Source organism: Pseudarthrobacter sp. SORGH_AS 212 (genome assembly GCF_030818145.1).
GTDB lineage: Bacteria > Actinomycetota > Actinomycetes > Actinomycetales > Micrococcaceae > Arthrobacter.
Window position 1 is genome coordinate 2,287,756 of sequence record NZ_JAUTAA010000001.1, and the last position, 12,194, is coordinate 2,299,949.

A 12,194-nucleotide genomic window follows, 5' to 3' on the forward strand; every position below is an offset into this window, starting at 1 on the left:
TTGAATTTGCTGTGCCGCCACCCCGTGGTTGGCATGGTGTTTTTGGCTGGTTTCAAATTTTGTGCATCCATTTTATCCCGTTATTTCCGGGGTTGGTGGGTGTGTCTGTTTTTGTTTTACTTCAACGGAGAGTTTGATCCTGGCTCAGGATGAACGCTGGCGGCGTGCTTAACACATGCAAGTCGAACGATGAACCTCACTTGTGGGGGGATTAGTGGCGAACGGGTGAGTAACACGTGAGTAACCTGCCCTTGACTCTGGGATAAGCCTGGGAAACTGGGTCTAATACCGGATATGACTGATCATCGCATGGTGGTTGGTGGAAAGCTTTTGCGGTTTTGGATGGACTCGCGGCCTATCAGCTTGTTGGTGGGGTAATGGCCTACCAAGGCGACGACGGGTAGCCGGCCTGAGAGGGTGACCGGCCACACTGGGACTGAGACACGGCCCAGACTCCTACGGGAGGCAGCAGTGGGGAATATTGCACAATGGGCGGAAGCCTGATGCAGCGACGCCGCGTGAGGGATGACGGCCTTCGGGTTGTAAACCTCTTTCAGTAGGGAAGAAGCGTAAGTGACGGTACCTGCAGAAGAAGCGCCGGCTAACTACGTGCCAGCAGCCGCGGTAATACGTAGGGCGCAAGCGTTATCCGGAATTATTGGGCGTAAAGAGCTCGTAGGCGGTTTGTCGCGTCTGCCGTGAAAGTCCGGGGCTCAACTCCGGATCTGCGGTGGGTACGGGCAGACTAGAGTGATGTAGGGGAGACTGGAATTCCTGGTGTAGCGGTGAAATGCGCAGATATCAGGAGGAACACCGATGGCGAAGGCAGGTCTCTGGGCATTAACTGACGCTGAGGAGCGAAAGCATGGGGAGCGAACAGGATTAGATACCCTGGTAGTCCATGCCGTAAACGTTGGGCACTAGGTGTGGGGGACATTCCACGTTTTCCGCGCCGTAGCTAACGCATTAAGTGCCCCGCCTGGGGAGTACGGCCGCAAGGCTAAAACTCAAAGGAATTGACGGGGGCCCGCACAAGCGGCGGAGCATGCGGATTAATTCGATGCAACGCGAAGAACCTTACCAAGGCTTGACATGAACCGGAAACGCCTGGAAACAGGTGCCCCACTTGTGGTCGGTTTACAGGTGGTGCATGGTTGTCGTCAGCTCGTGTCGTGAGATGTTGGGTTAAGTCCCGCAACGAGCGCAACCCTCGTTCTATGTTGCCAGCACGTGATGGTGGGGACTCATAGGAGACTGCCGGGGTCAACTCGGAGGAAGGTGGGGACGACGTCAAATCATCATGCCCCTTATGTCTTGGGCTTCACGCATGCTACAATGGCCGGTACAAAGGGTTGCGATACTGTGAGGTGGAGCTAATCCCAAAAAGCCGGTCTCAGTTCGGATTGGGGTCTGCAACTCGACCCCATGAAGTCGGAGTCGCTAGTAATCGCAGATCAGCAACGCTGCGGTGAATACGTTCCCGGGCCTTGTACACACCGCCCGTCAAGTCACGAAAGTTGGTAACACCCGAAGCCGGTGGCCTAACCCCTTGTGGGGGGGAGCCGTCGAAGGTGGGACTGGCGATTGGGACTAAGTCGTAACAAGGTAGCCGTACCGGAAGGTGCGGCTGGATCACCTCCTTTCTAAGGAGCACCTACAGCTTTCTGTCCTGGATGTATGTCCGGTGGTGGGGGTTGTCAGGAGAATGCCCGTTGCACGGACGAATGTTTCGTGGCGGGTGCTCAAGGGTGGAATATCAACAAATAGGTGCCTGGTGGCACGGACCGTTTGCTAGTACGGACTGATCTCTTCGGAGTTGGTCCTGGAACGTTCGGTGGTCTGGTCTGCTGGGTAGTGTTTGGCACACTGTTGGGTCCTGAGGCAACAGGACCGGGGAGGGCCCTTGGGGTTCTTGTCGGTACTTTGTTTCTGGTTTCCCTGCTGCACCGATCATGCATGGTGATCCCTTTTGGGGGGTTGTGTGTGGGGTGTGTGGTGTGGGGTTGTTGTTTGAGAACTACATAGTGGACGCGAGCATCTTGTATAAGAAGCAATTTCCAAGAATATGAACCTGGATCTGGTTCGTGCGCCTTTGGGTGTGCGGGTCGGTTTCTGTGGTTCTCTCGAAAATGTTTTGATCTTTGTGGTCAAGTTTTTAAGAGCACACGGTGGATGCCTTGGCATTAGGAGCCGAAGAAGGACGTAGGAATCTGCGATAAGCCTGGGGGAGTCGATAACCGGACTGTGATCCCAGGGTGTCCGAATGGGGAAACCCCGCCAGGAGCGCGAGTTACCTGGTGACCCGCATCTGAACACATAGGGTGCGTGGAGGGAACGCGGGGAAGTGAAACATCTCAGTACCCGCAGGAAGAGAAAACAATAGTGATTCCGTTAGTAGTGGCGAGCGAACGCGGATCAGGCTAAACCGTTCCATGTGTGATAGCCGGCGGGCGTTGCATGGTCGGGGTTGTGGGACATTACGTGTCAGTTCTGCCGGGCTGACGGGGTGTGGGTGTGCGTATAGGTGAACGGTCTTGAAAGGCCGGCCAGAGAGGGTGTTAGTCCCGTAACTGTAATGCGTTGCACCGCCTTGTTGATGTATCCCAAGTAGTACGGGGCCCGAGAAATCCCGTGCGAATCTGTCAGGACCACCTGATAAGCCTAAATACTCCCTAATGACCGATAGCGGACCAGTACCGTGAGGGAAAGGTGAAAAGTACCCCGGGAGGGGAGTGAAACAGTACCTGAAACCGTGTGCTTACAATCCGTCGGAGCAACCTTGTAGTTGTGACGGCGTGCCTTTTGAAGAATGAGCCTGCGAGTTAGTGTTACGTCGCGAGGTTAACCCGTGTGGGGCAGCCGTAGCGAAAGCGAGTCTGAATAGGGCGTTTGAGTGGCGTGATCTAGACCCGAAGCGAAGTGATCTACCCATGGCCAGGTTGAAGCGACGGTAAGACGTCGTGGAGGACCGAACCCACTTCAGTTGAAAATGGAGGGGATGAGCTGTGGGTAGGGGTGAAAGGCCAATCAAACTTCGTGATAGCTGGTTCTCCCCGAAATGCATTTAGGTGCAGCGTTGCGTGTTTCTTATCGGAGGTAGAGCTACTGGATGGCTAATGGGCCCTACAAGGTTACTGACGTCAGCCAAACTCCGAATGCCGGTAAGTGAGAGCGTAGCAGTGAGACTGTGGGGGATAAGCTTCATAGTCGAGAGGGAAACAGCCCAGACCACCAACTAAGGCCCCTAAGCGTGTGCTAAGTGGGAAAGGATGTGGAGTTGCGAAGACAACCAGGAGGTTGGCTTAGAAGCAGCCATCCTTAAAAGAGTGCGTAATAGCTCACTGGTCAAGTGATTCCGCGCCGACAATGTAGCGGGGCTCAAGTACACCGCCGAAGTTGTGGCATTCAAATATTAGCTAAGCCCTTGTGGTTCAGGCGTTTGGATGGGTAGGGGAGCGTCGTGTGGGCAGTGAAGTCGCGGTGGAAACCAGCGGTGGAGCCTACACGAGTGAGAATGCAGGCATGAGTAGCGAAAGACGGGTGAGAAACCCGTCCGCCGAATGATCAAGGGTTCCAGGGTCAAGCTAATCTGCCCTGGGTAAGTCGGGACCTAAGGCGAGGCCGACAGGCGTAGTCGATGGACAACGGGTTGATATTCCCGTACCGGCGAAAAACCGCCCATGTTGAACAGGGGATACTAACTGCCCGAGACCTGCCCGATCACCCTTGTGGTGTGAGGGTTTTGGTGGAGCGCAGGACCTGATCCTGGGAGGCAAGCGTATTAACAGGTGTGACGCAGGAAGGTAGCCGAGCCGGGCGATGGTTGTCCCGGTCTAAGGATGTAGGGCGAGTGGTAGGCAAATCCGCCACTCATGATGCCTGAGATCTGATGGGACCCCCGTTTGGGGGGATTTGGTGATCCTATGCTGCCGAGAAAAGCATCGACGCGAGGTTTTAGCCGCCCGTACCCCAAACCGACACAGGTGATCAGGTAGAGAATACTAAGGCGATCGAGAGAATTATGGTTAAGGAACTCGGCAAAATGCCCCCGTAACTTCGGGAGAAGGGGGGCCCCAACCTTGATGGACACTTGCTGTCCGGAGGGGATCGGGGCCGCAGAGACCAGGGGGAAGCGACTGTTTACTAAAAACACAGGTCCGTGCGAAGTCGCAAGACGATGTATACGGACTGACTCCTGCCCGGTGCTGGAAGGTTAAGAGGACCGGTTAGCCTGTAAGGGCGAAGCTGAGAATTTAAGCCCCAGTAAACGGCGGTGGTAACTATAACCATCCTAAGGTAGCGAAATTCCTTGTCGGGTAAGTTCCGACCTGCACGAATGGAGTAACGACTTCCCCGCTGTCTCAACCATAAACTCGGCGAAATTGCAGTACGAGTAAAGATGCTCGTTACGCGCAGCAGGACGGAAAGACCCCGAGACCTTTACTATAGTTTGGTATTGGTGTTCGGAGTGGCTTGTGTAGGATAGGTGGGAGACGTTGAAGCCCGGACGCCAGTTCGGGTGGAGTCATCGTTGAAATACCACTCTGGTCACTTTGGACATCTAACTTCGGCCCGTAATCCGGGTCAGGGACAGTGCCTGATGGGTAGTTTAACTGGGGCGGTTGCCTCCTAAAAAGTAACGGAGGCGCCCAAAGGTTCCCTCAGCCTGGTTGGCAATCAGGTGTCGAGTGTAAGTGCACAAGGGAGCTTGACTGTGAGAGAGACATCTCGAGCAGGGACGAAAGTCGGGACTAGTGATCCGGCGGTACATTGTGGAATGGCCGTCGCTCAACGGATAAAAGGTACCTCGGGGATAACAGGCTGATCTTGCCCAAGAGTCCATATCGACGGCATGGTTTGGCACCTCGATGTCGGCTCGTCGCATCCTGGGGCTGGAGTAGGTCCCAAGGGTTGGGCTGTTCGCCCATTAAAGCGGTACGCGAGCTGGGTTTAGAACGTCGTGAGACAGTTCGGTCCCTATCCGCTGCGCGCGCAGGAAATTTGAGAAGGGCTGTCCTTAGTACGAGAGGACCGGGACGGACGAACCTCTGGTGTGTCAGTTGTACTGCCAAGTGCACCGCTGATTAGCTACGTTCGGATGGGATAACCGCTGAAAGCATCTAAGCGGGAAGCTCGCTTCGAGATGAGATTTCCATACACTTTATTGTGTGAGAGGCCCCCAGCCAGACCACTGGGTTGATAGGCCGGATGTGGAAGCGAGGACTAACGACTCGTGAAGCTGACCGGTACTAATAGGCCAACAACTTACACCACACAGAAAATACATAACTCTGCTTGCGTCCACTATGTGGTTCCCAACCAACAACCCAACACGTTGTCGGCCGGAACCAAAACAACTGAATACAACACCACATGTTGTAACCACCAGATTTCCCACACCACCCCCTAAAAGGGGTTGGTGACGGGTAGAAGGGTTACGGCGGTCATAGCGTGGGGGAAACGCCCGGTCCCATTCCGAACCCGGAAGCTAAGACCCACAGCGCCGATGGTACTGCACCCGGGAGGGTGTGGGAGAGTAGGACACCGCCGGACAAACATTGAGTAGGGCCCTGACACAACTGTCAGGGCCCTACCACTTTAACCACCACAAACCCCCCGCCCCGGATCCCCGCTCACTCATGGCGGGTCCCACCCGGACGCCCGCTCACTCCTGGCGGTTCCCACCCGAACGCCCGCTCACTCATGGCGGGTCCCACCCGGACGCCCGCTCACTCCTGGCGGTTCCCACCCGAACGCCCGCTCACTCATGGCGGGTCCCACCCGGCGTGGGGAACCCACCTGATACAGCAACCAGGCCCGGGGAACCCACCTGATACAGCAACCAGGCCCGGGGAACCCCCACACCTGAGCGAACGTCACCCGGAGAAGGGGAGGGCTCTCACACCAGCCGCATAGACTTACGGCCTATGAGTCCCCGATCCCCAGAGCCGCGACAGGGCCGCGCCACCATCCTCGATGTTGCCGCAGCGGCTGGCGTCTCGCGGCAGACAGTTACCCGGGCCATGAACGATATGACCGGCATTAGCCAGGTCACCCGGGAGCGCGTGCAGCTGATCGCGGCAGAGCTGGGCTACACGCCAAGCCGGTTTGCCAAGGGTCTGGTCCAGGGCGCGCGAACCTCGATAGGCCTGGCAATCCCCGACCTCACCAATCCGTACTTTCCCGCGTTTGCCTCGAGTGTTGTTGAGGCCGCCACGGAGCGGGGATGGAATGTGGTGGTGGATGACTATGGCCACGGCACAGGTAACGCCCTGGATGCCGCTGCCCGGCTGGCACCGCAGGTGGACGCATTGATCGGTTATCTCGGGGACCACGCAGTCGCGGCCCAGGCGATGCTGGGCCGGCGGCCCGTCGTTGGGCTGGACGACCCCCAGGCGCAGGCAGCCGGCTCGATCTCCTTTGACTACGCCTACGCAGCCCGGCTGGGCCTGGAAAGGCTGGTAGCCCACGGCTGCAGGAGCATAGCCTTCCTGGACTCAGGCCAGGGCGGGATCGCCGCGGGCCGGGGCTCTGCTGTGGCCGCTGCCGCCGCGGAACGCGGAGTTCAGCTGCTGAAGTTTTCGGCGGAGCCCTCCGCTGTACATGCCCGGGACGCCGTCAGCGCATTGCTGGCCGGAACGGCCGCACTCGACGGACTCCTGGTCTTCAACGACCTGATGGCGGCCGGCGCACTGAAGGCATTGCAAGCGGCGGCACGGAACGTGCCCCGGGATGTCGCCGTTATCGGGATGGACGGGATACCCCTGGGGGAGTTGGTGTCCCCTGAGCTGACCACGCTGTCCCTGGACCTGCGGTCCGTGGGCCGGGCCGCCGTCGGCCTCCTTGACGGCCTCCTGTCCGGAGCAATTGAACCGCGGGGCAGCGCCTCGGCACTGCTCCTGCGGCATGATCTGGTGGTGCGCCAGTCGGCGTAGGCCGGACTGATGTGCAACCTGACCCTACACATGGGCAGGCTGAGCGGCTAGGCTTGCATCAGTGTCTCGTGAACGTTCACGTAAAATGCTAGAGTCCCCCAGCCTTCAAGGAAGTCACATGCCTGTCCAGTCCTCCTCACCGGCGCCGAACGCTGTTGCAAGTGATGCCTCCGATGCTGTGCCGCGCAATCTTGAACTCGGGGCCGGACGCGTTCTCGAGCTGTCGTCTGTGGCTCCGGGACGGGGGACGCTACCTCCCCGGGCCTATCTCGCCAGCGATGCGCCGCGGTTGGTCCCTGAACGGCGACTGGCAGTTCCGCCTCAGCCCCGGCATCCGCAGCGCCCCCGCCGAAGGGTGGCAGCTGGGCCAGGATCTGAACGGCTTCGAAACCCTGCCGGTTCCTTCCAGCTGGCCCATGCACGGGCACGGAGCACCCGCCTACACAAACATCCAGTTTCCGTTCGCCGTGGAACCTCCGCATGTGCCGGAAGCCAACCCCATTGGCGACCACCTCCTGACGTTCCACGCTGGCCCTGAATTCTTCCCCAACGCACTGCTGCGTTTCGACGGCATCGATTCCGCCGGCACGGTGTGGCTGAACGGCGTCGAACTCGGCACCACCCGCGGGAGCCGCCTTGCCCACGAATTCGATGTCTCCGGAATTCTCGCGGAAGGCAGCAACACCCTTGCCGTGCGGGTGGCGCAGTTCTCGGCCGCCAGCTACGTGGAGGACCAGGACATGTGGTGGCTCCCCGGGATATTCCGGGATGTCACCCTTCAAGCACGCCCTGCGGACGGCATCGATGATGTCTTCGTCCACGCCGACTACGACCCCCTCACGGGCGAAGGTGTCCTCCATGTGGAGGCGAGCCGGGGCGGAAGGGCGATTGACGCCGTCGTACGCGTTCCCGAACTGGACCTGGAGCTCACGGCCGGCCAGGAGCATCGCTTGTCATCAGTCGCACCCTGGTCTGCTGAGGTGCCCCGCCTGTATGAGGCAACAGTCAGCACCACGGCCGAAACAGTGTCCCTGCAGTTGGGATTCCGCAGCATCAGCATCGAGGATGCCCAGTTCAAGGTAAACGGACGGCGGATCCTGCTCCGCGGGGTGAACCGCCACGAGCACCACCCCCGGCTGGGGCGCGTGGTTCCGCAGGAGGTGATGGAGGCCGAGCTCAAGCTCATGAAGCAGCACAACATCAACGCCATCCGCACATCGCACTATCCGCCACATCCGGAATTCCTTGCCCTGGCTGACCGGCTCGGTTTCTACGTCGTGCTGGAGTGCGACTTGGAAACGCATGGGTTCGAGAGCGCCGGCTGGGCCCAGAACCCGAGCGACGATCCCCAGTGGGAAGTCGCCCTGCTGGACCGGATGCGCCGGACGGTGGAGCGGGACAAGAACCACGCAGCCGTTGTGATGTGGTCGCTGGGCAACGAATCCGGGACCGGCCGGAACCTGGCCGCGATGTCCCGCTGGGCCAAGGACCGCGACCCGTCACGCCCCATCCACTACGAGGGTGACTGGTCCTCCCCCTATGTTGACGTGTACTCCCGGATGTACGCCAACCAGGCTGAGACTGCACTGATTGGGCAGGGAACGGAGCCTCCACTCGCCGATCCGGAGCTGGATGCCCGGCGCCGCGCCATGCCCTTCGTGCTTTGCGAATACGTTCACGCCATGGGCAACGGCCCCGGAGGAATGACCGAGTACCAGGAGCTCTTTGAACGCCACCCCAGGCTGATGGGCGGCTTCGTTTGGGAGTGGCTGGAACACGGCATCACCGTCCCCACGCCGGGCGGGGGTGAGCACTTCGCCTACGGCGGCGATTTTGGTGAGGAAATTCACGACGGCAACTTCGTCACTGATGGACTGGTGGACGCCAACCGCAAGCCCCGGCCCGCGCTGCTCGACTTCAAGCGCGTCGTGGCGCCGCTGCGCATCCAGGTGGCGGGGGACTGGTCCGGCTTCAGCATCCACAACGGGCAGGATTTCGCGGACACGTCCGCGTTCAGCTTCCGGTACACAGTGGAGGTCGACGGCGAAGCGGTCGACGGCGGCACGGTGGAGGTTCCGGACGTGGCGCCGCAGTCCGGTGCCACGATTCCGTTGCCCTCCAGCTTCCCGCACAGGGACGGGCCGGCCGTCCTCACCGTCAGCGCCGTCCTCGCCGCCGCGACGTCCTGGGCCAGCGCCGGCCACGAGATCGCCTGGGGGCAGTCGGTGCGAGGAGTCTCACGTAATGCGGAGCCCCGTGCTGCTGAACTAGTGGCGGCAACTGACTATGAGCTGCGGCTGGGGCCGGCGGTGTTCAGCAGGCTGACCGGGATGCCCACGCGGATTGGTGGCATTGGCGTCGAAAAGCTGGGGCTCTCGCTGTGGTGGCCCCCCACGGACAATGACCAGGGCAGGGAGTGGGGCGGCGCCGACCCCCGACCCCTGGCCGCCCAGTGGCGGGATGCGGGGCTGGACCGGCTCCATGCACGGCTGCTTGGCATCAGCGCTGAACGCACTGCCGACGGCGGGGAGCAGCTCGTCACGAGGACCCGGGTGGGTGCCGCAGACAGGCAGTTCGGGGTCCTCGTCGACTACACATGGACCAGCGACGGGGAATCACTGGCTCTCCGCACGCAAGTGCGGCCGCAGGGATCCTGGGTCAACGCGGGCTTTGAAGTGGAGTGGGCCCGGATCGGCCTGGAACTGGTGCTGGACAGCGAAACGTCGGCGGTGAGCTGGTTCGGGCAGGGGCCACACCAGGGATACCCGGACACGGGGCAAGGCACGCGCACAGGATGGTTCTCCATGCCCTTGGATGAACTCGATGTGGAGTATGCGCGGCCCCAGGAATCCGGTGCACGCGCCGGCGTGCGTTCGGCAGCACTTGAGGTGGGAGGAGCCATGTTGGACATCGCCGGCGAGCCCTTTGCCCTGACGGTGCGTCCCTACAGCCAGGCTGCACTCAACGAGGCAATGCACCGGCCCGATCTGGCAGCCGACGGCCGGACTTACATCTACCTCGATAACGCCATGCGGGGTGTTGGTACCGGGGCCTGTGGCCCGGGCGTTCTCGAGCTGTACCGCTTGTCCCCCCGGGATGCCGACTTCACCGTTGTGCTGAGGGTACGTCCGTAGCCCCCAGCAAGGTGTGAGCCACTGCATAGCGGCCAGATACGAGTGGCGGGGTGGCTTGTAGGTGTTGGTGGCCCTCAGGATCCGCGTGGTTGTGCGGGTTTTGGGGGCCATTCCTTGTGGTTGGGGGTGGATTTGCGGTGGGGTTGGTGGGCGTGTATTGTTTTCTGAGTCGCCGCCGCTGATGCGGAAAGATAGCGGCGAAAACCCCCTTCTGAACGGCCTGAAAAATGGTTCGCACTGTGGTGTGTTCCTGGTGGGTGGGGCTGATCATTGTGTGCTTCGGTCTGCTGGATAGCGGATTTGCGAAGTGGCCGGTGGTCGGGTAAGTTTGGAAAGTTGCTCCGGAGCGATCCTGAACGGAATGTTTGGGTGGTGCCGGGTGTGTCTGTTGTTTGAGAACTCAATAGTGTGCCAAGTTTGTTGATACCAATTTATTGTATTGAATTGGTTGAATTTGCTGTGCCGCCACCCCGTGGTTGGCATGGTGTTTTTGGCTGGTTTCAAATTTTGTGCATCCATTTTGTCCCGTTATTTCCGGGGTTGGTGGGTGTGTCTGTTTTACTTCAACGGAGAGTTTGATCCTGGCTCAGGATGAACGCTGGCGGCGTGCTTAACACATGCAAGTCGAACGATGAACCTCACTTGTGGGGGGATTAGTGGCGAACGGGTGAGTAACACGTGAGTAACCTGCCCTTGACTCTGGGATAAGCCTGGGAAACTGGGTCTAATACCGGATATGACTGATCATCGCATGGTGGTTGGTGGAAAGCTTTTGCGGTTTTGGATGGACTCGCGGCCTATCAGCTTGTTGGTGGGGTAATGGCCTACCAAGGCGACGACGGGTAGCCGGCCTGAGAGGGTGACCGGCCACACTGGGACTGAGACACGGCCCAGACTCCTACGGGAGGCAGCAGTGGGGAATATTGCACAATGGGCGCAAGCCTGATGCAGCGACGCCGCGTGAGGGATGACGGCCTTCGGGTTGTAAACCTCTTTCAGTAGGGAAGAAGCGTAAGTGACGGTACCTGCAGAAGAAGCGCCGGCTAACTACGTGCCAGCAGCCGCGGTAATACGTAGGGCGCAAGCGTTATCCGGAATTATTGGGCGTAAAGAGCTCGTAGGCGGTTTGTCGCGTCTGCCGTGAAAGTCCGGGGCTCAACTCCGGATCTGCGGTGGGTACGGGCAGACTAGAGTGATGTAGGGGAGACTGGAATTCCTGGTGTAGCGGTGAAATGCGCAGATATCAGGAGGAACACCGATGGCGAAGGCAGGTCTCTGGGCATTAACTGACGCTGAGGAGCGAAAGCATGGGGAGCGAACAGGATTAGATACCCTGGTAGTCCATGCCGTAAACGTTGGGCACTAGGTGTGGGGGACATTCCACGTTTTCCGCGCCGTAGCTAACGCATTAAGTGCCCCGCCTGGGGAGTACGGCCGCAAGGCTAAAACTCAAAGGAATTGACGGGGGCCCGCACAAGCGGCGGAGCATGCGGATTAATTCGATGCAACGCGAAGAACCTTACCAAGGCTTGACATGAACCGGAAACGCCTGGAAACAGGTGCCCCACTTGTGGTCGGTTTACAGGTGGTGCATGGTTGTCGTCAGCTCGTGTCGTGAGATGTTGGGTTAAGTCCCGCAACGAGCGCAACCCTCGTTCTATGTTGCCAGCACGTGATGGTGGGGACTCATAGGAGACTGCCGGGGTCAACTCGGAGGAAGGTGGGGACGACGTCAAATCATCATGCCCCTTATGTCTTGGGCTTCACGCATGCTACAATGGCCGGTACAAAGGGTTGCGATACTGTGAGGTGGAGCTAATCCCAAAAAGCCGGTCTCAGTTCGGATTGGGGTCTGCAACTCGACCCCATGAAGTCGGAGTCGCTAGTAATCGCAGATCAGCAACGCTGCGGTGAATACGTTCCCGGGCCTTGTACACACCGCCCGTCAAGTCACGAAAGTTGGTAACACCCGAAGCCGGTGGCCTAACCCCTTGTGGGGGGGAGCCGTCGAAGGTGGGACTGGCGATTGGGACTAAGTCGTAACAAGGTAGCCGTACCGGAAGGTGCGGCTGGATCACCTCCTTTCTAAGGAGCACCTACAGCTTTCTGTCCTGGATGTATGTCC

General features: G+C 59.5%; 2 protein-coding genes and 4 rRNA genes. All 6 read left to right on the top strand.

The window, feature by feature from the left end; genetic code table 11:
* Positions 1 to 121: 121 nt before the first annotated feature.
* The 6 genes from QE394_RS10520 to QE394_RS10545 all read left to right on the top strand — a co-directional run bounded on the left by QE394_RS10520 (position 122) and on the right by QE394_RS10545 (position 12,154).
* Positions 122 to 1,643: ribosomal RNA gene (locus QE394_RS10520) — 16S ribosomal RNA — on the top strand.
* Positions 1,644 to 2,145: 502 nt separating this feature from the next.
* Positions 2,146 to 5,274 (top strand): 23S ribosomal RNA (locus QE394_RS10525).
* A 162-nt stretch (positions 5,275 to 5,436) separates the two neighbouring features.
* A 5S ribosomal RNA gene (rrf, locus tag QE394_RS10530) occupies positions 5,437 to 5,553 on the top strand.
* The 16S, 23S and 5S rRNA genes sit together here, the layout of an rRNA operon.
* A gap of 374 nt (positions 5,554 to 5,927) precedes the next feature.
* Entirely contained in the window at positions 5,928 to 6,935 is a 1,008-nt protein-coding gene (locus QE394_RS10535) for a LacI family DNA-binding transcriptional regulator (protein WP_349034458.1), read from the top strand.
* 278 nt (positions 6,936 to 7,213) lie between these two features.
* Entirely contained in the window at positions 7,214 to 10,069 is a 2,856-nt protein-coding gene (locus tag QE394_RS10540; protein WP_349034459.1) for a glycoside hydrolase family 2 TIM barrel-domain containing protein, read from the top strand.
* A 563-nt stretch (positions 10,070 to 10,632) separates the two neighbouring features.
* Positions 10,633 to 12,154, top strand: a 16S ribosomal RNA gene (locus QE394_RS10545).
* Positions 12,155 to 12,194 lie beyond the last annotated feature (40 nt).